The sequence below is a fragment of the Rhizobium sp. S163 genome (assembly GCF_030380805.1).
Classification (GTDB): Bacteria; Pseudomonadota; Alphaproteobacteria; order Rhizobiales; family Rhizobiaceae; genus Rhizobium.
The window spans coordinates 117,526-139,914 of the sequence record NZ_JAUDSA010000037.1 but is presented as its reverse complement, the minus strand read 5'-3'; the positions used below and the strand labels follow the sequence as shown (position 1 = coordinate 139,914).

The following is a 22,389-nucleotide window of genomic DNA, read 5'->3' as shown; positions in this document are numbered from 1 at the left end:
CCGGTACCTCCTCGTTTGGACGGGAAGGTTAGGACGAGCCGGGATAAGGTAGGAGTAAATCTTGATGAAGTTTTTGGGCCGGCGGATAGTGTTATCCGCTGGAGGGGCGGACATGCATCCGCATCGTGTTCATGTCGACACGCTGGCTTGTCATGGGGATTAGCTCTCTCACGTGATCAAGTCGCTTTCGGTCAAGAGTGACATGAAGGACGCATGGCTTTTGACCCGCATTTGCGATGACCTCGCCCCAGGGATCAACGACCAGCGATGTTCCAAATGTTTCTCGAGGTTCACCATTCAAAGAAGGGTAGCTGCCACATTGGCCGCACGCCACAAAGAAAGCCTGATACTCGATCGCTCTTGCGCGGCACAAGACCTCCCAATGAGCCTCCCCGGTCTGTCGTGTGAACGCGGCAGGGAGAATGAAGATGTCCACGGTCTCTTGTACCAGCCGATCGAAGAGGCTTGAGAAGCGCAAATCGTAGCAGATCGCGCATCCGATCTTCCACCCGTTCAGCTCATAGATCAGAAGATTATCTCCTGCTGTGACGACCGAGGACTCAGCATACCGAGCTCCATTTGGTGTGGTAATGTCGAAGAGATGGATCTTGCGATATGCTCCGACTTGACTTCCTTCAGCATCGAAAATGACAGTCGTGTTGAACACTTTGCCGCTTTGGACGCATCGCTCCATGAGGCTGCCGGCGTGAACAAAGACGCGGTGTCGCCGCGCGATATCCTGGACACAATCATATGCCTTACCCCCCGGTACGAAATCGGCCGCGGCGCGTTTATCGTCGGAAGATCCTCCCATCCAATCAAAATGCTCAGGAAGAACGATGAGGTCGGGACGACCGGCAACTGCTTCGGTCATCAAGCGTTCGACCTCTGCCAAGTTGCGGCGAAGATCAGGCTGAGAGCTCATCTGAATCAATGCGATTTTCACGTGCTGGTTCCTTGAAATCGAATATTGAATGACCCGCGGCGAGGTGGGCGCGGATCAGCGTGGAGCGTTTCTGGCGAGCGAGAGCGTCCTCAGCAATTGACCGCATAGACTGACGCTCAGTTGCGAAGACACCGCAGCAGTCCGCAAGGACGGCATAGCCCGGTAGGATTGCGGTTCGGCCGCAAGCAACCGGGACATTGAGCGATCCCCCGATACTGAACTGACGGTTGGTGGTTTTTGAAGACGTGCCTCTGCACCACACCGGCAGCCCCGTACCAATGATCTCTTCAGGGTCGGTACAAGGCCCATCGATTATGATTCCTGCTGCTCCCTTGGCCTTGACGGCCGTGGCGACACCTCCACCAACACAGGCGATGTCGTCGCTGTCGACGCGAGAAATAACCAAAACATCCCCTGGCAAAAGTTGGTCGACCGCGCGGTAGATGATGGCCCCGTCGCGGCCAGGTGCCGCGACGGTCACCGCCACCCCGGCAATACGAGCCGGTAATAGCGGAACGATACCGGCTCCAACGAACCCGAGATGCTCGGTGTGGCCGATCGTAGCCGTCTCGACCAGAGACAAGAGCTCAACCAACTCTGATGGCAGGGGTGGATGTCGCTCAACGAGCCGATAAAGTCCAGCCATGGCCGAGAACCTCTTCTTGTTTGGCTTAGATCGGGCGTTCGCCGGATGTCGTCGTGCGGTGCATAACGCGAACAAAGGACGGATCGAATGAATCGCGTCGGTGCATGGTGCACCGATTATCCCACATCATGATGTCTCCTTCGTCCCAGCTCTGAACGAAAACATGCCTTCCGTTCGTCGTATGGTCCCACAGCTCTGCGAGTATGGCATTGCTTTCATCGATGCTCATGCCGACAATCCATGCGCCGTCCGATGTGCCACCCAAGTAAAGCGCCTTTCTTCCGGTCTCGCCGTGTGTGCGTACGAGAGGGTGGACAATGCCGCTCCATTCTCGAAAGTCTTTGCTGGTTGGCTCCGCTTTCCCAAGTCTGATCTTCCCGGTCTTGTCATAAACGTTCTGGAAGAAAATCTGTCGGCCATCGATCGCTGTTTTCAGCGCCGCTGGCAGGGTCTCATAGGCAATGTAGGTGGACAGGAAGTACGTATCTCCGCCCGAAGGGGGGATTGTTACGGCGCGTAGAATGGCACCTGCAGGCGGCTTCTCATAGAACCAGGTATCGGTGTGCCAAGTCGCTTCGCTGTTGCCCATCGCGCCGCTTGGTTTGCCATCCTTCATCGCGTTGCTGATTACCAGGATTTCCGGGTGGGACGGGTGGCCCCCCTCCTGCAGCTGCTTTGGATGAATAACGAACTCACCGAAGTGTCGCGAGAACTTGACCTGCTGATCGTCGGTGATGCGGGTATGCTTAAAGCGAATGACCCCGTACTGGAGCCAGTATCTGCGGATCTCCTTGATATCTTGCTCGTCGTAGCGATCGAAGTCGAAACCGACGATGTCGGCGCAGACATTGCTGTCATGCTGGATTGCGGTGATTTTTTCTCTTGTCAGCATTCTCGTATCTCCTGCGGATGAGCCTCGTTGCGAGGCCGTCCTGATCCTATTTCGGAGGGTAAGGCCTGCTCCAATAAGGAAGCGGTTGCATTGATAACCGAGCGTTATCGACTGATCGCTACTCTTTCAGGAGCGTGACAGCCGAAGGATCAATCCCAAGCCGTATCGGTTTGCCTGTTGCCGGCAGAATGCCTGCCTCAGCCGATCGGATGGCTGCGCAGAGAGAAAGGCCCGAGGAAATCTGGATTGACAACTCCAGGGATGCACCGAGATTTGTGACGCGATCAAGTCGACCTTCCAGAACGTTGAGGTTGTCTTGAGCCGCCAATGGTGTGTCGCCCAACACTAGGACATCCTCGAGGCGGATGACACCGTACTGTGGCGTTGCCTGAGCAGGCGCAACTGCTGCCCGCAATGTAATTTCGCTGCCGGTGACCAACACCTCGTAACCTCCCGATCGCTTCACCATCCTTTCAACACTGATGATGTTTGACCGGCCGATAAAGTCCGCCACGAAGGTTGAAACTGGATGTCGGTAGAGTGCCTCCGGCTTTCCCTGCTGGGCGATGACGCCGTTCGACATGACCACGATGCGGTCTGACATCGCCATCGCTTCTTCCTGATCGTGGGTGACATAGACAAACGTCATGTTGAGCTCGCGCTGTATGTCCTTCAGTTCGCCGCGCATTGATTCTCGCAGTTTCAGGTCGAGGTTCGACAGTGGCTCGTCCAGAAGAAGAACGGACGGTCTGGGTGCCAAAGCGCGGGCGAGAGCAACACGCTGCTGTTGTCCACCAGACAGTTCCTTCGGGTAGCGGTCAGCCAGTTGTTCAAGATGCACACTACGCAGGCTGCTTTGCACGATTGATGCGATTTCGATCTTGGGGGTACGTTTCATCTTGAGGCCGAATGCAACATTCTCAGCCACGGTCATATGAGGAAAGAGCGCATAGTTCTGGAACACAAGCCCGATATTTCGCCCTTCTGGTGGGACATTTACCTGACTTCGACCACGTATTCGGATGTCTCCCCGGCTTGGCTGATTGAAGCCGGCAATCATGTTGAGTGTCGTGGTCTTGCCACAGCCGGACGGTCCGAGGATGCTGACGAACTCGCCCTTCGGGATCTGAAGGTCGATGTCCCTCACAACCGAAATCGCCCCAAATGACTTGGTTACACAAACCAGTTCGATATCAAGTTCGCTCATTTGCTGCCTCCATGAAGCTGGGCGGAGAACCCACCAAATTTTTCGAATGCGAGGATGACGAAGAGAATGAAGATCATCGACGCTACATTGACTGCGGCCAGGACCGGATCGAGACTGTATTCGAGGTAATTGATCACGGTTATGGGAAGCGTCGTGTCTCCAGGACGTACGAGAAACACAGACAATGGGATGTTGTTGAAGGAGATGATAAACGCGAATGTCATGCCGGACAGAACGCCCGGCTTGATCGCCGGAAGGAGAATATATCGTGCGCGCTGCCAGCGACTGGCACCAAGGACTTGACCCGCCCGATCAAGGTTGCCGTCGAAATTCGCGATCGCAGTGGCGGCCATCCTGATCACGAATGGAAGTGCGAGCACACAATGGGCGGCGATCAAGGACGGTGTTCCCAGCAGAGGCTGCAGGCCAAGGACTGAGAGGAACAGAACGATCGCGACCCCTTTGACAATCTGTGGAACTGAAAGCGGCGACAAAAGCGCCGCCATGACTGCGCTGCCTCCTGGTATGCGCTCGAAGGCCCTGTAGGCGGCAAGTGTGCCGATGATGCCACTTATCAGCGACACGGCTATTGCGATTTTCACACTCAGTGCGAACGGCGCTAGCCATCGTTGTGAAATGAGGTCCTGATACCAGCGAAGCGTCCATGCTGAAGGCCTGAAGGTGACATCGGCAGTCGGGCTTAGCGATGCAGCGACGACCACCAGCAATGGTAGCGTGATGAATGCCAGAACGAACACGAGGGCAAACCAAAAAGAAAAGGAGATCAAGCGATTCATTTCAACCTTCCCGCTTTACACCGCGCCTGTCGCGCAGTCGTGTCTCGAAGTTCAATCCGGCGTAGGAGACAACAAGCATTAGGACGAGCAATGCGTTTGCCATGACTGCCGCGAACGACCAGTCTACGTAGAAGAGCACCTGTTCGGATATCATGGTCGCCAGGACCTTGAACCCAGCCCCTCCAAGAAGCGCAGGGGTCGCATAGGCGCTTGCTGCCATCGTAAACGACAACAGGAGCGCGCTGACAATGCCGGGCACTGACAATGGCACGAGGATCATTCTGATGACCGACAGCCGGTTTGCCCCAAGCATCTGAGCCGCACGTTCGAGATTTTCATCTATCCCTTGAATGCTTGTTGTCAGCGACAGAATTGCAAATGGCAGCACAACATGAGTGAGACCCACAACCACGGCAAAGAGGTTCTTTGATAAACGTAACGGCTCATCGATAAGACCCCAGTGCAGAAGGATGTCGTTGATGAAGCCGCGATCTTCCAGGATAATTAGCCATCCATAGGTTCGCAACACGACCCCTGCGAGTTCCGGAGCAAGTGCAAGCGCAAAAACGATGATGCGAAATCTGCTTTTCGAACGTGCAAGAAAGTAGGCAAGTGGATAGGCGAGCGCAGTCGCCGCCACGGCCACGAGACACGACATAATGGCGGTTCGCCAGAAGCCTTTCAGTGTCAAACCGTCATTCAAAAACCGTTCATAAGCTTGGAAGCTTAGGGCGCCGGAGGACGGATCGTGAAAGCTTGTCCCGATCATCATCCCCATGGGCAGAGCAAAGAAGAAGACAAGCATCAGGCCGGCGGGCGATAGCCCGAAAGCCGGTACAAGGCCCTGGCGTGGGCTGCGTCGCGGGCCGGGGAGATCTAGTGCGAGTATGGTCATGTTCGCTTCCTCACTCCTGACGCGCGACAACTTCACGCTCCCATTGCTCTCCCCACTCTCGTAAGCGTGCGGCAACGACGGAGAGATCAGGCAAGAGTAGGCTTTCGAGGTCAGCTTCAGTCGTGATCTGGCGTGCTCTCACATCGTCTGGAACGTTGATATCTGTGCGGGCACTGCCAACCTTATAGGCGCTAACCCACGCCTCCTGACTGGTCTTCTCAAGGAAGAAGTCGATAAATTTTCTCGCAGACGCCTTGTGTTCGGCTGCGACGGGAATGTTGAGCGTCGCGATCAGGGGAATGGTCCCTTCAATCGGTCGGACGTAGTCGACCGGCAAACCACTGTCGACCAGCAACTGAGCGCGTCCGTTCCAGAACGGCATGGCCCAGACCGTACCGTCCTTGATATAGCTTTCTAATATTGCCGAGCTCTGCTCAAATCCGATTGACTGCCTTGCCACGTCTGACATCGCCTTGAAGCCCGGATCGAGGTTCCCCGTCAAATCACCGCCGTTCATCGTCGCGAAGATCTCGACCAGATATAGCGCCATGATATTCTGGAATGTCGGCAACACGATCCTGCCGTTGAGTTCTGGTGATGCAAGCGCAGACCACGATCGGGGAGGCGACTCCATCTTATCGGTCCGGTACAGGAGCGACATGTACTGCAGCTCATGAACAGCGCCGCACGGGCCCGCCGACTTGGCAAGTTTGGATGCCACATAGCGAAGGTTTGGAATGGCTGCGGGATCAAGCCGTTCTAAGACACCATCTTGACAGCCCTGTAACGATTGAGAGGCTGTCATCACCGCAACGTCAAAACCGGGGCGCCCCTTGGTTGCCTTGATCTTTGCATAGTCCTGTGACGCTGCACCGACAGCATCGTAGACGACATCTATACCTGTCTGTTGTTCGAACGGTTCAATGATCGCGCGCCGGATGATGGCTTCGTAAGGACCCCCATAGCTATTGACGATTAGGGTCTCAGCGCGAAGTGCCGGAGCCAGGCAGAGGCTCGATATCGCGACTGTAGTGGCGGCCAGAATTTTTCCCATGGTTGATCTCGCTATTGACGTTGTTCCCGCACGAAAGGTCGTCATCTGCGCGACGAGGGTCCAATAGCGTATTGCGACGATTCATTCGCTGATCCTATAAGTGAAAGCGAGGCTAACGAGCGTCGTTCTGTCGTCGCGGCAGATCCCGAGAGCGTAGCATCCCTGGATGCGATAGCCGGCGTTTACCTGATGGCGGGGCGCTCGATCCATGCCGTTGCACATTGATTTCGACCCTTTGTCACACACGTCAAAATGCTGCCTAATGAGGTCATCGCGTGTGAGTTAAATGTCAAACCTCGGCTTGTTGCGCCGCCAAGCTGATCGCTTGCTCGGCTAGCGTGCCGAGGAGAAGCGACTGGCGGTGTCCTCCTCTAAAGCGCTTTTCAGCGGAAGACTGCTTGCTGTTCCAGCGTCAAGCGATCAGGCATTCGCGAGTGTTTTCGGACGACATCCCAGGTGGTCCTTCCATTGTTTGGCCCGTGCATCTGAGGCTAGCCGTCAATTTTCCCCGGTAAATTGGCCGCCCAAGGCAAATACGCCCGGTTCCCGTCATGCGTTCATCCATGGGGCAGGGGAACCAGATACTGGAGAAAAGACGATCGGCGACAGTCTCGCGATAGGGTCGAGGAGGCCTGATGCGCAGCGGCGTCGGAGCGGATGAAGGCAAAAGCTATAGCCCGTGCGGTCACCGATCCATCTCGTCAAAATCGCACCGGTCACGAGGGACGCTTTCAAGGTGTCCAGACTGCGCTGGCGAATGACCAGCCCACCTTGGTGTCGAGGGCAACGGCGTGGGCCATTCTAAGATCTGCGCCTTCCCAAGAGTGAAACCAAGAGACAAGTGAAAGCCCGGGACCATGAGTACGGTCGCAAGCCCTGCGTTGCGTCAGCGACGTATAATTGCGCCCTTGGACCCGAACCTTCGGATCGGCGGGACCAGTCGCCAAGAGCTGACGCCTTGGCGAAAACAGAATTTCTTCTCTCGTGTGAAGGAAAAAGCGTAGACCGCTTCATAGTGCCTGGCAACGATTACGGTGTTGCTCATCCTGATCACAGCACCGCGACCTAAGAAAAAATCGACACCACCGATCGCGCCAAACTCGTTGGTCTGCGATCTCCTCGCTTACTCAGATTGAAATTCGTCCCGAGAAACCTTCCCGAATTTTTGGCGTTGGGAACGTGGGACGTCTCCGCCATCTGCAGGAGATGAGTTGGTTTGCTTTACGCGGATCCAAGTATGTCTCCTGACAAATCAGTTGCTACCAACGCGGATCCCGCTCATGTCGTACGTTCAATCAGGACGCCACTCGCAGATCTGCGACTTGCCGTTCTTAGCGCCCTTGCGCCTTTATATCGGTGGGCTGGCTGTCGCTGGTCCTTTCCAACAGCTCCCGGCGCAAAGTCCGGAGCACCAAAATTGAAAGGAACGAAGAATGGCAACGATTGGGACTTTTGCCGCTACCGAGAGCGGCTATACCGGCTCTATTCGTACGCTGGCAATGAATATCAAGGCACGCATCGACCGAGTTGAAAGCCCCTCTGAAAAAGGACCCCAATACAGGGTTTACTCAGGCGGCGTTGAGTTTGGAGCAGCATGGAAAAAGACATCGGACCAAGGCCGAGACTATCTGTCGATCAAGCTTGATGATCCTAGTTTCGCCGCTCCAATTTACGCAACGCTTGCAGACGTAGAGGGAGAGGACGATTTCAAGCTCATCTGGTCCCGCCCGAACCGAGACTGATCTGAGATCGCCTTTGCGGCCAGCTACTCCGGAGCGTTGCAACTGACACTTCGGGGTAGTCGCACATTCAAGGGAACGCCGCTTCGTGGACATCGGAAGGAGCCAATGTGCGATATCCGCGACGACGCTTGTGCCTGAGTAGATCGAGAAAGAGGCGCACTGCATCCTGTTCGTGTTCAAACTGGTGGGTCATGGCCTGACCTCTGCTCCCAATGCGTCCCCACCGTCGGGTGAGGCATGCGTCGCCGAACAGGGTTGGCTCGATTGAGAGCGCGTAGAAACGTGCCATGTTCCTGTTGGCATCCCTGCGTTCGATGTAAAGGTGGTAGGACAAAGCGATCATGATACAAGAATCGCGCGGTGGGCACTCGTCGTCCAACGAGAGTTATGAATCGATTACGTGTCATCGATTCATAACTGTGAAGCATTCCCTGGCCGTCGCCGTTTAACCAATGGTGCTCTGTCGCTGAGGCATCTTAGGACCTCACCTGGTGGTATCGTTATTCTTACCTCATCCTAGTCGGCGGCTGTTCTAAGGTGATCAGTTCCAACTCAAAGCGCGCCGAAGATGGCAAGCATCAGCGTGACGCAGCTGAGCTTAATGGGGGACTAAAGCCGTTCTTCATGCGACGAATTCTCGCGCCTGCCTTCATGCACTTCGTTTGACAGAGACCTTCGCAGGAGGGACGACAATGTTGACACTCTGCTTTGTACGGTACAAGACAAGGCTGCTAATCATTTAGGAGACGTTCATGGCCGACGAAATTTCCGAGAATTCGATAAACGCAGAGCCGGCAGTGGCGCAGGTGCAACCTAAGAAAACGCGTGCGCGCCGCCGAAGCAAGGAAGAGATGGCCGCTGCACTTGCGGCAAAGAATGCCAAACGCGCATCGAAGACCAAATCCGTATCTGCGGGATCATCTGTGAGTGCCGCGGCAAAAGCAACTCAAAAGGTTGCAGCAAAAGCAGAACCACTGAAGGCTAAGCGGGCGGAGACAAAGCGCCCATCTTCTACTCATGCTGGCGCTGACGGTGTTGTTGATCTGATTGCGCTTGAAGCTGAGAATCAGAAGCTGCGTAAGTCGCTGGCGGAGAAGCTCCGTTCCGAGAACGCAGACCTACGCAAGAAGCTCGGCCTGGATTGATACCAAACGTTCCTTTCCGGGCGGCTCTTTCTTTGACCGGGAGAACGATTGCCGGGCGAGACTGGATAAGTGTGATCCGCAGAAGGTCAAGGACTTCCACTTCGGACGCCTATTGAACCGAGCGAAACGCATTACGGGAGGGCCACTGGGAGCATTTCATCAAGATGCTTTTGGCCCGCCCTCAAACAAGTTTGACCTGACGGTTAGCGTGTGACCTAGTGTATGTGATCACCACTCGACGGTCACCGCCATGATGGGTTTCCGATATCGACGACGTCGATCGCGAAAAGCACGGGCTTTGAAGCTTCTTGCGTTCTCACGGTGCGACGACGCGGATGCCGCACTCACGGCTCGCAGAATGTCGAGGTTTAGCGTCCAAGTGGACGGCACCGGTGAATCAGCTTAGGTCTTGGAGGATTGATGGAGGCGATCGCTTCCATGGGAATTCGGGAGGTGACATGTTTGGTTTCTTTAAGCGGAAGAGGAACGCTTCGTTTTCACCTGAAGTTCAAGTGCTCTGGTCCGAGGTTGAGAAATTCCGTGTCCGTTACCGAGGGAGCGGGAGGTCCAATGAGAGGGCCTTCGATGATGCCGCTGAGGAAATTTTTGCGACCCTAATTGCTCAAGGCAGTTTTGCAGCAGATCTGATCATCAAGCGGGGATGGTCAATAGCCGACGCCACGCGTATGATGATTGCCGAACATGTTTCTGCTGAGATCCTGTCTGGGAAATTGCACAGCTACCGAGGCATACTCAACGACAAGGGTAACGCATATCTGAAGCTGTTCAAAGTATGTACCGAGAAAATGATCAGCTCGGGTCGGATACCTGCCCAGGAAGGCTATGCAGGGATGCGCGAATTCGAGCAGGAGATAGCTGCCATCGGCTAGCTTCTGTCGGCTATCGAGATTATCCGACACCCGTGCGAATGGCTTGGATCGGCGCACATAGATCAACTCGGTTTTCCGAGTCCACTCAAAGGCTTCCATCTGGTAAGCGAGCACATATTGAGATGCTCGGAAGGCCGAGCCACGAACTCGCAGCCGAGCGAGCTTTGATGGCTGGTGGGGTAATCGGCTCGCATTGAAATGAAGCAGGAAAGTGCTGTGCCACGTTCAAATCAGAAGATTTGCGTGATAGGTTGGGCGCGTCATGATCCGCCATAGAGCCGCCCAGAACCAAATGAGTAGCAAGCCGCCGGTCAAGCTAAAGATCGGCTTCTTGTTGGCTAAGAACTTCACGTTGAATGCCTTTTCCCTGTTCGTTGATACTTTACGTCTCGGTAGCGACCAAGGAGACAATTCCGGCCGGATCGCGTGCGATTGGTCCGTGATGAGCTCGACGAACCATTTTATTACGTCAAGCTCGGGTGTTCAGGTCGTTCCAACGACGTTGCTGAAGCCCGCTACTGATTTCACCTATCTCGTGGTCGTGGGAGGGCGTCTCAACGAAGACGAGGTCTTGGATGGTGAAGTCCTCCGGTATCTCAAAACGGCATTTGAAAGCAACGTGCCTATCATCGGTCTTTGCACGGGTAGCTTTGTCCTGGCGTCGGCAGGTGTGTTAAGGGGCAAGCGAGCGTGTGTCAGCTGGCTGCATCATAGAGAATTTCGCGAGAAGTTTCCTGAAATCTCAGTCTCGTCACACGAACTGTTTGTTGAGGATGGCAACGTGATCACTTGCGCTGGAGGAAGCAGCGCAGCCGATCTGGCCGCGTTCCTGTTGAACCGGCATATTGGTGAGTATGCGGAAAGAAATGCTTTGGAGATACTGCAGATCAGCAGACGACGAGATGCCAAGGAAATGCAGACGCGCAACCCGCTTGGACGGGCCGCCGATGACAAGCGGGTCGAATTGGCGCTCTTGATCATGGAGCAACATGTCGAGGACCTGCTGGAGATCGAGGACATTGCTGCGCAGACAGGCCTGTCACGACGGCAGCTTGAACGCTCGTTCCGAGCGAGATTGGGAGTTTCTCCCTCCGCAGCGTACCTAACGATGCGTCTCGATAGTGCCAACCGTCTCGTTCGTACGACCTCCGTGAGCCTGTCGGAAGTTGCTGTTATGACGGGCTTCGAGAATTCCTCGCACTTCATCCGCAAGTTTCGAGAACGTTTCGGCAGTCCTCCAGCGACGGTCCGGAAGATGTTGAAACTGGGAAATCAAGCAATCCAGCAGCCGGTGAGTGCGCTGACCAGTGCGGAAGATGATTATTGATAATTCTAACGCAATCGCATCTGGATGGCGTACGTTTGTCCAGCCTGGTTCCCATCTGACCGTAGCGCCGAAATTGACTTGTCGGTACAGGGTTAGGCTCTCTTCCGCATCATGAACATCAGGAACGGCGCGCCGATCATGGCGGAAACCAGTCCGGCCGGGATTTGATAGGGGGCTGCGATCGTACGTCCCAGGAAGTCGGCCAGCACCATGAGAGCGCCACCGATTGCCGCCGACCCGATCATCTGCGGCAATGCGCGCGTCAGACCGGCCTCTCGCGCCAGATGCGGGCCCATCAGGCCGACGAACGACAGGGGGCCGACGGTAAGTGTAGCCGCCCCGGTCATTAGACCGGCCAGGCCGAAGAGGCTAAGTCTCGTCTTCGTCAACGACAAGCCAACCGCTGACGCCGGCGATGGCCCAAGTGGGAGGATGTCCAACCAATGTCGGGCTGCGAACGCAAGAGCGACAAGAACTGCACCAACGCCTATCTCTGTTAGGGCTGTCGATCCGTCGACCAGATAAGTTGAGCCACTCATCCACCGCATGAGAAGAGCGGCCCTTGGGTCTCCTGTCGAGCTTAACACGCCCACGACTGCATCGACCATCGCGCTCAGTGCGATCCCGGCAAGCAGCACGCGTTCAGGAGAAAAGCCGGATCGGCGCGAGCTAAAGAAAATGACGGCGAGGACTGCGATTGCGCCGGAGACCGCAAAGGCAAACTGGCCAAACAGGCCAGGCGCGACTGCAAACAGGCCCACTGCAACGCCGAATGTCGATCCTGCGCTGATACCCAGAACCTCGGGGCTCGACATCTCATTTCCGGTAAGCCGCTGCAAGATCGACCCTGCGACCGCAAGCATCGCTCCCGACGCCAAAGCGGCGAACACCTTCGGTGCGCGAATTGCCAGAATGTCTGGCGCCATCTCGCCAGATAGAATTGCCAGCCTGCCGTCGACGCTGCGTCCCACGAACATGCTCAGGCCGATGACCAAAAGCAATCCGACCGTTGCGTAGACGAGACCTATTGATGCCCGCGATTGCCGAGGCCTGTTCCAAACGGCAGACTGTTGGATCCGATGACGAATTCTCAGCCGGGGTAAAAGTGCCAGCAAAAGAGGAGATCCGAAGATCGCCGTAACCGCGCCCGTCGGCAGAAAGTCCCCAAGCCCACCAGCAACCAGCTGGAGTACCGCGTCGGCGCAGAAGAGGAGGCTGGCTCCGATGAGAGAAGACCAAAAGATCAATTGTCCGGGACGCCGCGCGCCTGAAAGCCGCGCGAGCGTCGGTGCCACTAGACCGATAAAGCTGATCACCCCGACAGCACTTGTTACGAAGGCGGAAAGGGCGACAGCGCAGGCGATTGCGATGACACGAAGTCGGCCCACCTTGACACCGAGGGATGCTGAGCTGTTGTCGCCGAGATCGAGCAGTGACAGGGGGCGCATGATCAAAGAGCAAACGACGGCCACTAACGTGATCTTCCAAAGCAAGGACGTTGGTATGACCCAGCTCTGTTGAGACAGGGATCCGCTTCCCCAGATGAACAGGCTCGCTAGATAGCGCTGATTGAGATAGGTTAGAATAGCCGCGAGGCCGCCGCACCAAAGGCTGAGTACCAGCCCGGACATCACGAGCGAATAGGGCGAAAACCCGCGTCTCGCGCCAAGACCAAGAACAATCGCTGCTGCAGCCGCGCTTCCGGTCAGAGCGACGAGGTCGCGATTGGCCCCAAGCAGCCCAGGGATGAAGAGCGTTGCCACGACCAGTGCGAGGTTCGCGCCTGCCGAGACACCAAGCGTTGTCGGATCCGCGAGCGGATTGCGCAAGACCTGCTGAAACAAAGCACCCGCTAAAGCAAGTGCTGCGCCTGCAAGGATTGCGGTCGCAAGTCGAGGCAGGGTCGAGTAATAGAGTACGAGCCGCGTTGCATCGTAGCTCGCCTCAGAAGGTGCCCTCAAGGAGGGGGTGACGAGCAACAGAGACGCACAGCCTCCGAGGATGACAAACACGGCAACGACGAGCGCCGGCCCGAGGACGTCTCGACGAGAAATAGTCATGCGTCGCGCTCCAAGAGATCGGTCAGGAGACCTGCAAATCGGATGGCTTCGTTCACCATGCCGAACATCAGTGCTGCGGGAAGGATCGATAGGTGCCCCGAACGAGAAAATGGAAGCTGGTTCCACAAAGGGCTTTCTGCAAGTTTGGGAAGCACGTCTGGCGGGACGGGATCAAAGGCCACGAGGCGCGCATCCGGGTCCGTGATCCTGGAAAGGTCTTCGATGCCGATGGTTTCGAACCCCCAATAGTTGGATGTCCCCGACCATGCGTTTTCAACCCCGATCCGCTCAAAAACACCGTGGAACAGTCCAGGATTGGAATAGATGCGGACGTGACGCGCATCCATGAAGTTGACTAATGCGATTGGCGGAGTGTTTTTTCCTGCCAGTCGCTGTCGGCAGTGTTCGAAGAATGCATCGGATCTAAGAAGAAATGCCTCCGCTTGCGTCTGCCGCCCTATTTTAACCGCTAGCTTGCGTGTCGCCGCGATTGCCGACTGAAGAACAGGTCCACTATCAGGTGTGAATATCTCCAGGCGGACAACCCGGCCGTAGGACGTCAACTTCGGCAGAAGCTCGTCGAGATAGGGTGTCGTCAGGATAATGTCCGGCTTCAGCTGGAGTAGAGTTTCGAAGTTCACCTCAAACGAGCTGCCGATATCGACGACAGACGCTGGCATGACCGGCTCGACCACCCAGCGACCCCAGTCCGCCAGATCGGAGATGCCGACCGGCGGCAGGCCGAGGGAGAGAAGCGTCGATGACAGCCCGTAATCCAGACTGACAATTCTTTGGCCAGGTGCCTGAGCGAAGGCCATGCCTGGAGTAGCCGTCAAGGCAATCGCATGCTGCAGAAAGGTCCTTCGCGAGATGGGCATTAAATCACCGGGTTCAGCACGCGTAGGCAAGTGGGTGATCCAGATTGGGCGCGGCGATAACGTTCATGTCGATTCCATAGATGTCGTGCAGGGTGTCGGGCACGAGAATTTCGGCCGGTGTTCCACTGGCAACGACATGCCCCTTGTTCAGTGCATGAATGCGATCGCAAAAACGCGCTGCCATGTTAATATCGTGAAGGACGATCACCACGCTCCTGCCGCCCTCATGGGCAAGGCGACGAACGAGCGAAAGAACCTCGATCTGATGGGCCACATCGAGTGCCGCAGTCGGTTCATCCAGGAGCAGACAGCGCGCATCCTGAGCGACCAGCATTGCGATCCAGGCGCGTTGCCGTTCGCCGCCGGACAGGGTGCCGACCAAGCGCTCGGCAAGCATCTCGATGTGTGTTGCTCCAAGAGCGGCATCGACCTTACTCTTGTCGACCTCGGAAAACCGACCGAGAGGGCCGTGCCAAGGATAGCGTCCGCAGCCAACAAGCTCGCGAACCGTCATCTCAAGTCCAGTGCTGAGATCTTGCGGCAAATAGGCGACCGCTCGGGCGAAGTCGCGATCGCCGTAGTGACCAAGCTCATAGCCGCCACACGCAACAGTTCCTGATGTGGGCACCAGCTGACGCCCTAGAATCTTCAAAAGGCTGGACTTGCCCGATCCATTGTGCCCGACCAGAGCGACGACTTCCCCAACGGGAAACTTGAGGCTGACGTTTGACAGGATGGTGTTGCCCTGGATGGAAAGCCCAATCTGGCTGACGTCGAACGCCGTTAGCACCTGGGAGGATGCTTGGTCAGGCTCTAGCGAGGTCAAAGTGTTCGCCCTTTCCATTGACTATCGTGTCAGCGATTGATGGCCGTCGGCGCGAGCGCTTTCGAAAGCGATACCAACGGCTCGATTTACGGCTGGTCCGAGCACCGACATGTGTGTTTGTCCGGCGAAGAGCTCGAACTGCGTCTGAATGCCGGTGGCGGGATCATGCAGCCGATCCGCCATTTCCCGCGCAAGTGTCACCGTACGTTCAACCTTGCGTTTCTCCGCACGGGACGCAGCGTCGCCGTTGCGATATTGGAAGGGAGCAAGCTCATCGCCTTCATACTCGCCAGCCGACAGGTGAAGAAGAACCGGCGGGCCAATTACGGGCTGTCGCGCTGCCTCGTTGTTCAGGATCTCGCTTTCCTCCCAATAGATCGTCGGACTTGCAGCAATCCAGTTGGTGAATAGGCTTGGACGTTCGAAGAGAGCATAAAGCGTGAAGAGCCCACCGAACGAATGGCCGAAGAGCGACCTGCGCGTTGCATCGATGCGCGTCACTGCGTCAAGGCGTGGGAAAAGTCGGTGTTCGATAAAATCGACGAGTTGACCGGTCCCGCCAATACGGACGGGTGGTCCGCCCTCGAAATATGGCGGATAGGATTTGACTGGCGGAGGGCCGAGATCCCAAGCCCTTCGCAAGGCGTCATAGGGCTCCTCGCAGGGGTAGCCGATCGCGGCAACAACCCCCCAATCGACGTTAGTTCCAGTTGGATAGGGCGCTTGCGTCACCAAACTGGCGAAAGCGAAAGGGAATGTCGCATTCCCGTCGGTCGTGACCAAAAGAGGCCAGCCGCCCACAGGCGGCTCGCCTTTTGGTATGAACAGGAAGATGCGGTATGGGTCACCACCGTCGGTTGGCTCAAGGTCGAAATGAACGGTTCCGGGCAAGGCGTATGCTTGATCAGTCATATTCATCCCTTTTATCGCCTGGTCGATCGATAAGTGGCTGCAATGCTCGTCACCACTTGAATTTCAGTGATCCCATGACCGTACGACCCTGGCCAGTGTAGCAGTAGCCATCGGTGCAGACCTGCTCGCGACGATCGGCGAGGTTTGTGGCGCTTACCGAAAGGGATAGTCCCTTTAGTTCTGGAGAGCTCACGCCGAAGTCATAGGAAACGACGGCATCCAGATAGCCGACGCCGGCGTTCTTGGCTGTGTTGGCGTCGCTCGTAAAGGAGTCGCTCATCGCGCGAATGCCGGCCCCGATGGTCAGCCCAGGTATGGCGGAGGTCTCCGGCATCGCGTAGTTCACCCACAACGAAGCCACGTGGCGCGGCACCGTTGAAGGGGCATTGCCGATCAAGGTCGCATCGTTATTGCCGGTGATCTCTGCGTGGGAGTAGGTGTAGGCGGCAATCAGGCTGATGCCGTTATCGAACTGGGTGCGGCCTTCAAGTTCGAAACCCGTATAGGTGTTCTCCCCTGAGTTCTCTGAGAACAGGAAGCTTGAGGCATATTGGGGCTTGTTCGTCTCGACCAAGCGATAAACGGCGCCGCTCAGTGAGTAGTTTTCGCCTTCTGGCTGGTACTTCACGCCAACTTCGATCTGCCGCCCTTTTGTGGGGTCCAAAACCGAGCCATCTTCCGACAAGGCGGTCGATGGGACAAACGATGTTCCGTAGCTGACATAAGGGGCGATGCCATTGTCGAACAGGTAGAGCAGTCCCACCTGGCCGGAAAGCACGCCATCGTCCTTTTCATCCGTCGAGCCGCCGGCGCCTTTCACCGTTGATTCCTGGTGTGCCCAATCATAGCGAAGACCTGCCACGGCGCGCCAGTTGCCGAATTCGATCTGATCCTGCGCATACACGCCAGTCTGATTGAGGCTGCTGCCGGTGAAGTAGTTGAGCGCCGGGACCGGGACGATGGCGCCGGGAGTGTTTGGTGCGACACTATCGCTGCCCATCGCGAAGTCGGACGAGACCCACGTGTAGTCGAGGCCGCCAAGCAGTGTGTGGGAAATTTCGCCAGTATCGAATTTGGCTTCGAGCTGGTTGTCGATCTGGTAGCTGCGCATGTCTTCGGTCACTGCCGTGGTCGGCCAGTTGCCGTCATTGTCGACCAGGATACGGTTTAGATAGTGAGCCTTCAGATCCACGTCGCCTGCGCGAGCATTCTGGCGGAATGTCAGACCGTTTTCGAACTCATGCTCCAGCTGGTACCCCAGCTGATACTGTTCGACCTTCTGGCTGTTGAAGTCGGGATCGGTGTAAAGGAAGACGTCCTTGTCCTGCAGGTAGCTCCATGCGCTTGCGCCTGTCTCGCTTTTTTGCGCCAGTCCGTAAATGGTGAAGGTCGTATCGTCGCTTGGCTTCCAGGTTGCGGATGGCTGCAGGAGATAACGATCATCATCGATGTCGTAGCTTCCTTCGCCTGCGCGGGCCAGCCCGACCAGACGGTAATCGATCTCGTCGTTGACAGGGCCACCAAAATCAAAGGCTGCCTGCTTGCGGCCGAACGTACCGTACTGCAGCTCGACCTCGTGATGAGCTTCATCCAGTGGCAGCTTTGAGATGCGGTTGACAATGCCAGCGGCACTTGCCGCGCCGTACATCACCGATACTGGCCCCTTGAGGACCTCGATGCGATCCAATGTGTAAACCTCCGTCATGAACGAGCCGTAGTTCATGATCGGCTGGCGCAGGCCATCACGGAAGTCGCCGGTAGTTGTTGTCTCGATACCTCGGATGTAGATCTGATCGAACCGCGGGTCGTAGCCGAAGGCACCGGTGGTGACGCCTGAAGCATAGCGAGCCGCCTGGATCATGTCGGTCACGGCGCGCTCGTCCATTTCTGCGCGGGTGACAACCGATACCGAACGCGGCGTCTCGACAAGTGGGGTGTCTGTCTTCGTGGCCGATATCGTGCGTTTGGGCACGACCGTCGCATTGTCTTCCTTGATGGACTGAGGATTGGCGCCGTTGCCCGTGACGGTTATCTTCTCGAGTTCGGTGCTGTTGCTGTCCTGTGCGAGGGCCGAGCTCATATTCAGAGCGGTTGCAGCGACCATTCCCACGAGCATTGTGGAACTGACAAGACCTCGACCGGTGCGAGTTCGTTCGAAAGAATATGCCATTGCGCGACCCTTCCCGGCAAGCAGCGGCGCCGGCATGTCGCTGACGCAAGACTGAAATTCTCGACGCGGCAGTTTTTGCCGCTGAAAGGCGCATTGCCTTCGAGCGCATCAATAAAAACATAACTAAATGAGTCAAGATATAGAGCGGAATTTTACCGGCATTTGTCAGCGTTTTTTGTCGATCCACACAGGCTGCTCAGAAGCGGGATCGAGTATCCGCGTAGATTTCAGCCAAACCGGCCCAGGGGCCGGGCCGGGGACGGCGCCGCAGATGAGCGATTGAAGGTACACGGAATTGGAAGATGCCGACTGGCTAAAGACATTCTTGTGACCAGTCCGACCGAGGAGCGTGCAGCAAAGCTCGACGGCCGTTTTTGCCGGTCTTTTCTCTGTTGAAACAGAGTTTTAGGCAATTGGAAGCGTTGCCGCATCCTCGCGTCGTTGGCTTCACCTCCAAATGCCTTCGGGGTGAGGCGGGAAAGTGATGGGGGTTTTGCGCTTGCAATGCTTATCGAATGGTCGCAAAGCCATGTTGAGCGCGCCGCAGCTGTCTCTTTGAGATGTCGGCAGATTTTATCGGATACCAAAGGTCTATCATGACTCGCCAGCTTTCTCTTTCTCGCGACCGGATCTCTGTGCTTCTGCTCGAAGGCATCAGCCAAAGCGCCGTGGATTACTTTGCAGCGTCTGGATACACAAATCTCACTCATTTGCCCAAGGCACTCGACGACAGGGATCTCAAGAGCCACATTGCGGACGCGCATATCATTGGTATTCGTTCAAGAACGCAGCTGACAGACGAGATCTTCGAATCTGCCAAAAAGCTGATTGCCGTCGGCTGTTTCTCCGTCGGCACGAACCAGGTCGATCTGGGCGCGGCGCGGCGCCGCGGAATACCAGTCTTCAATGCGCCCTATTCGAACACCCGTTCGGTGGCGGAGCTTGTGATCGGCGAGATCATCATGCTCACACGACAGATCTTCCCGCGCTCTGCTTCAGCGCATCTGGGCGGCTGGGAAAAATCTGCCGTTGGCAGCCGCGAGGTGCGTGGCAAAACGCTCGGCATAGTCGGCTATGGCAATATCGGTTCACAGCTCAGTGCGCTTGCAGAAAGTATGGGCATGGTTGTGCGCTACTTTGATCTTTCCGATCGGCTGCGCCGCGGCAATTCGGAATCGATGGCGTCGCTCGGAGAACTTCTCGAGATTTCCGATTATGTGACGATGCATGTACCTGAGACGACATCGACCCGGAACATGATCGGTGAAACCGAACTACGTCGCATGAAGAAGGGCGCCATTTTCATCAACAATTCGCGCGGCACTGTCGTTGATCTCGATGCGCTCGCGAAGGTGTTGAAAGAAGGACATCTGTCCGGGGCTGCCGTCGACGTGTTTCCTGTGGAGCCGGCGTCGAATAGGGATCGTTTCGAAACGCCGTTGCAGGGTTTGAGCAACGTCATATTGACACCGCATATCGGCGGTTCCACTGAAGAAGCTCAGGAGCGCATTGGCGGTGAAGTTTCAAGGAAGTTAGTCGAGTACTCCGACATTGGCTCAACGATGGGCGCGGTCAATTTCCCCCAGGTGCAACTGCCCGAGCGTCCGAACGGCACGCGTTTTATCCACGTCCACGAAAACCGTCCCGGCACACTTATCAAACTCAACGAGATCTTCTCCTCGCGTGGGCTCAATATCATTGCAGAGTTTCTGCAGACCCATGGCGACACGGGCTATGTAGTGATCGAGGTTGAGGGCGTTTACGAGGCCTCCGATGAAATTCTACAGGCGCTGCGCGTGATACCGGGCACGATCAGAACGCGATTGCTCTATTGACGGTGCATCCTTCTACGCAAGGTCGAGGTTGATATCGGATATGCAAAGGGACGAGTTTGCGCCCCTTTGCATGGGTTAGTTTCAAACGGGCGCCAGGGGGAATGATTTGCATCATAGATGCTACCACCTGTGGCGTTGTGAGGGCTGCGGTCTATTGTTGCAGTGGGACGCGTCTAAATGATGCCGCCCGGCGCGCCTTCACGCCAGAAGCCAGTGTCTCCAGGGTCTGAACTGTCGTCGTCCAGTCGATGCAGCCGTCCGTAATGCTTTGGCCGTAGACGAGCTCTTTACCGGGGATCAGGTCCTGCCGGCCGCCTACGATGTTGCTCTCGAGCATTGAGCCGATGATAGCATCATTGCCGTCTGCGAGCTGCTGAGCGACATCCTGCAGGACGGCGGGCTGGTTCTCCGGATCCTTGCGGCTGTTGGCGTGGCTTGCATCGATCATGACACGCGGGTCGAGCTTCGCGTCGCCGGACGCGGCTATTGCTGCTGCAACGCTTTCGCGATCATAGTTAGGTTGCTTGCCGCCGCGCAGGATGACGTGGCAATCCTCGTTGCCGCTCGTTGACGCAATCGCTGCTCGGCCGTCCTTCGTCACCGCCGGAAAATGATGCGGCTGCGAGGCGGCCATGATGGCGTCGAGGGCGACACGGACATCGCCGGTGGTGCCGTTCTTGAAGCCGATTGCCGAGGAGAGGCCGGAGGCGAGCTCCCTGTGGACCTGGCTTTCAGTCGTGCGCGCTCCGATCGCACCCCAGCTGACGAGGTCGGCGATGTACTGTGGTGTGATGGTATCGAGGAATTCGCAGCCCGCCGGCAGACCAAGTTCATTCACATCGAGCAGCAGCTTGCGGGCAATACGCAGACCATCCTCGATCCGAAAGCTACCGTCGAGGCCGGGATCGTTGATCAGGCCCTTCCACCCGACCGTCGTCCGCGGCTTTTCGAAGTAGACGCGCATGACGATCTCCAGGTCGCTTTTCAGCCGGTCGCGCTGTTCTTTGAGCCGCTTGGCATAGTCGATCGCCGCGACCGGATCATGGATGGAACAGGGGCCGACAACGACGAGAAGCCTGTCGTCCTTCTTGGTCAGGATATCATGGATGGCGCTGCGTGCGCCCAGCACCGTATTGCTGACTGCCTCGTCACGCGGCAGCTCATTGACAATGAGTGCAGGGGAGGAGAGTTCGACGATATTGGTGATGCGCAGGTCGTCAGTCGGGTTGGTCACGGTATTGGTCTCCAGGAGGTCATACCGGGCGCATAAAAAAACCGCCAGGTTGACTAGCGGTTGGTCGGGTGAAATTGCGTCTTTCTTAGCTACGCACGCTCCCGCTTCCGCACCGAGGTACGGTAATAATAAAATCGGGAAACATAGGCGCGTGCGATAGACATGCCACCTTGCTACAACAAGCCGAGCGACTTGTCACTTACGATCTCCATTCTTCGCTCACGAGCTGGAGCAAGGTCGGCGGAATTAGCCTGCTAGGTGCTTACGGGAATGCGGCGATAGGACGGGCAGGGGCGTCGACGTCGCGATCACCGCTTCGGCACTGTCAGAGCGTTCCTCCGACAGCAGCCAGGCGGTCGCCATCGAGGCACCGATGACAAATGACGTCGCTTTCCCATTGCCTTTGCCACTTGCCGTGAGGCGGTAGCGCAAGGTCTAACATCGCCCTACCGCGCTGTTCGGCGCTTTATCGCCTGGTGAGAACCGCGCCATTTTTTGCGGGCTTGCCGTTGTTGCCTATGCCACTGGCGGAGATTTTCGCTTTGTCAGCACTCTGTATGGTCATTGTGGCTGTCCAGCCATTGTTGTCGTCCAACTTGACCGTGCTGCCACTGACCGAACCCGTCACCTTGGGTCTCGCGAAGCCATTGTTGGTCCAGGATACGACCTTTCCGTTGCTGATCTTAACGGTCGTTTTTCTCCCGCCTCCGCTACTCGTCCCTGACCAAGTGCCATCCCAAGACGCAGCGTCTTTTGCGAAGATGGGACTGGCTACACCGAGCACTCCCGACGCGGCGATGGCAACAATCAAAGCTCTGCGATTTAACATGAAATCTCCCGACAGTTTAATGGGGTTGACCATACTAGTCTTACGAGCTTCTTGTCGGTTGGCATCCCTCGTATGGGTGACGTGAGAACATATACTGTCCCGGC

At 56.5% G+C, this 22,389-nt stretch carries 20 protein-coding genes; 5 read left to right on the top strand and 15 right to left on the bottom strand.

All coding sequences use genetic code 11. The features are described from left to right. Positions 1 to 91: 91 nt before the first annotated feature. The 7 genes from QTL96_RS27565 to QTL96_RS27535 form a co-directional block, all read right to left on the bottom strand. Complete coding sequence (locus tag QTL96_RS27565) at positions 92 to 946, bottom strand: carbon-nitrogen hydrolase family protein (protein WP_113198274.1); 855 nt, start codon at positions 944 to 946, stop codon at positions 92 to 94. Beyond that, the gene (locus QTL96_RS27560; protein ID WP_289729954.1) at positions 909 to 1,592 is read right to left on the bottom strand and encodes an RraA family protein; all 684 of its coding nucleotides are present in this window, start codon (positions 1,590 to 1,592) and stop codon (positions 909 to 911) included. Before QTL96_RS27560 ends, QTL96_RS27565 begins: the two co-directional genes overlap by 38 nt. A gap of 25 nt (positions 1,593 to 1,617) precedes the next feature. Continuing rightward, complete coding sequence (locus QTL96_RS27555) at positions 1,618 to 2,484, bottom strand: TauD/TfdA family dioxygenase (RefSeq protein WP_112944693.1); 867 nt, start codon at positions 2,482 to 2,484, stop codon at positions 1,618 to 1,620. A 118-nt stretch (positions 2,485 to 2,602) separates the two neighbouring features. Next, positions 2,603 to 3,691, bottom strand: coding sequence for an ABC transporter ATP-binding protein (locus tag QTL96_RS27550; RefSeq protein ID WP_289729953.1), 1,089 nt, complete (start codon positions 3,689 to 3,691; stop codon positions 2,603 to 2,605). After that, entirely contained in the window at positions 3,688 to 4,488 is an 801-nt protein-coding gene (locus QTL96_RS27545) for an ABC transporter permease (protein ID WP_289729952.1), read from the bottom strand. The genes QTL96_RS27550 and QTL96_RS27545 overlap by 4 nt, the downstream gene beginning before the upstream one ends. 1 nt (position 4,489) lies before the next feature. Next, positions 4,490 to 5,293 carry an ABC transporter permease gene (locus QTL96_RS27540; protein WP_289730166.1) on the bottom strand — a complete coding sequence of 268 codons (804 nt, stop codon included), beginning with the start codon at positions 5,291 to 5,293 and terminating at the stop codon, positions 4,490 to 4,492. A 100-nt stretch (positions 5,294 to 5,393) separates the two neighbouring features. Then, positions 5,394 to 6,437 (bottom strand): ABC transporter substrate-binding protein, encoded by a 1,044-nt coding sequence (locus QTL96_RS27535; protein ID WP_289729951.1) that lies wholly within the window; start codon positions 6,435 to 6,437, stop codon positions 5,394 to 5,396. A gap of 1,433 nt (positions 6,438 to 7,870) precedes the next feature. Here QTL96_RS27535 and QTL96_RS27530 point away from each other — a divergent pair. Further along, positions 7,871 to 8,179, top strand: coding sequence for a DUF736 domain-containing protein (locus QTL96_RS27530; RefSeq protein WP_112821437.1), 309 nt, complete (start codon positions 7,871 to 7,873; stop codon positions 8,177 to 8,179). A gap of 67 nt (positions 8,180 to 8,246) precedes the next feature. Here QTL96_RS27530 and QTL96_RS27525 read toward each other — a convergent pair whose 3' ends face one another. Then, positions 8,247 to 8,468, bottom strand: coding sequence for a WGR domain-containing protein (locus QTL96_RS27525; protein WP_354669159.1), 222 nt, complete (start codon positions 8,466 to 8,468; stop codon positions 8,247 to 8,249). 463 nt (positions 8,469 to 8,931) lie between these two features. On the opposite strand from QTL96_RS27525, the gene QTL96_RS27520 reads away from it, so the two are divergent. The 3 genes from QTL96_RS27520 (at position 8,932) to QTL96_RS27510 (ending at position 11,541) form a co-directional block, all read left to right on the top strand. Further along, positions 8,932 to 9,324, top strand: a complete 393-nt coding sequence (locus QTL96_RS27520) for a hypothetical protein (RefSeq protein ID WP_289729950.1) — start codon at positions 8,932 to 8,934, stop codon at positions 9,322 to 9,324. Positions 9,325 to 9,782: 458 nt separating this feature from the next. Beyond that, a complete protein-coding gene (locus tag QTL96_RS27515) occupies positions 9,783 to 10,214 on the top strand; it encodes a hypothetical protein (RefSeq protein ID WP_289729949.1) in 432 nt (143 codons plus the stop codon). A gap of 262 nt (positions 10,215 to 10,476) precedes the next feature. Continuing rightward, on the top strand, positions 10,477 to 11,541 hold the full coding sequence (locus tag QTL96_RS27510) for a GlxA family transcriptional regulator (RefSeq protein ID WP_289729948.1): 1,065 nt from the start codon (positions 10,477 to 10,479) through the stop codon (positions 11,539 to 11,541). 92 nt (positions 11,542 to 11,633) lie between these two features. On the opposite strand, the gene fhuB is transcribed toward QTL96_RS27510, so the two are convergent. The 5 genes from fhuB to QTL96_RS27485 are packed head-to-tail and all read right to left on the bottom strand — an operon-like array spanning position 11,634 to position 18,297. Next, positions 11,634 to 13,601: a Fe(3+)-hydroxamate ABC transporter permease FhuB gene (fhuB, locus tag QTL96_RS27505; protein WP_289729947.1), complete on the bottom strand. Its 1,968-nt coding sequence runs from the start codon at positions 13,599 to 13,601 to the stop codon at positions 11,634 to 11,636. Beyond that, positions 13,598 to 14,479, bottom strand: coding sequence for an ABC transporter substrate-binding protein (locus QTL96_RS27500; RefSeq protein WP_289729946.1), 882 nt, complete (start codon positions 14,477 to 14,479; stop codon positions 13,598 to 13,600). The genes fhuB and QTL96_RS27500 overlap by 4 nt, the downstream gene beginning before the upstream one ends. A 13-nt stretch (positions 14,480 to 14,492) precedes the next feature. Beyond that, a complete protein-coding gene (locus QTL96_RS27495; RefSeq protein WP_289729945.1) occupies positions 14,493 to 15,323 on the bottom strand; it encodes an ATP-binding cassette domain-containing protein in 831 nt (276 codons plus the stop codon). Positions 15,324 to 15,326: 3 nt separating this feature from the next. Continuing rightward, positions 15,327 to 16,223 (bottom strand): alpha/beta hydrolase-fold protein, encoded by an 897-nt coding sequence (locus QTL96_RS27490; RefSeq protein ID WP_289729944.1) that lies wholly within the window; start codon positions 16,221 to 16,223, stop codon positions 15,327 to 15,329. Positions 16,224 to 16,266: 43 nt separating this feature from the next. Next, positions 16,267 to 18,297 (bottom strand): TonB-dependent siderophore receptor, encoded by a 2,031-nt coding sequence (locus QTL96_RS27485; protein WP_289729943.1) that lies wholly within the window; start codon positions 18,295 to 18,297, stop codon positions 16,267 to 16,269. Positions 18,298 to 18,983: 686 nt separating this feature from the next. Between QTL96_RS27485 and serA the strand changes: the two genes are divergently transcribed. Next, on the top strand, positions 18,984 to 20,222 hold the full coding sequence (gene serA, locus QTL96_RS27480) for a phosphoglycerate dehydrogenase (RefSeq protein WP_289729942.1): 1,239 nt from the start codon (positions 18,984 to 18,986) through the stop codon (positions 20,220 to 20,222). Between the two features lie 151 nt (positions 20,223 to 20,373). Here serA and QTL96_RS27475 read toward each other — a convergent pair whose 3' ends face one another. Continuing rightward, positions 20,374 to 21,456 carry a 3-deoxy-7-phosphoheptulonate synthase gene (locus tag QTL96_RS27475; RefSeq protein WP_289729941.1) on the bottom strand — a complete coding sequence of 361 codons (1,083 nt, stop codon included), beginning with the start codon at positions 21,454 to 21,456 and terminating at the stop codon, positions 20,374 to 20,376. Positions 21,457 to 21,922: 466 nt separating this feature from the next. Then, positions 21,923 to 22,318 (bottom strand): hypothetical protein, encoded by a 396-nt coding sequence (locus tag QTL96_RS27470; RefSeq protein ID WP_289729940.1) that lies wholly within the window; start codon positions 22,316 to 22,318, stop codon positions 21,923 to 21,925. Positions 22,319 to 22,389: the final 71 nt, after the last annotated feature.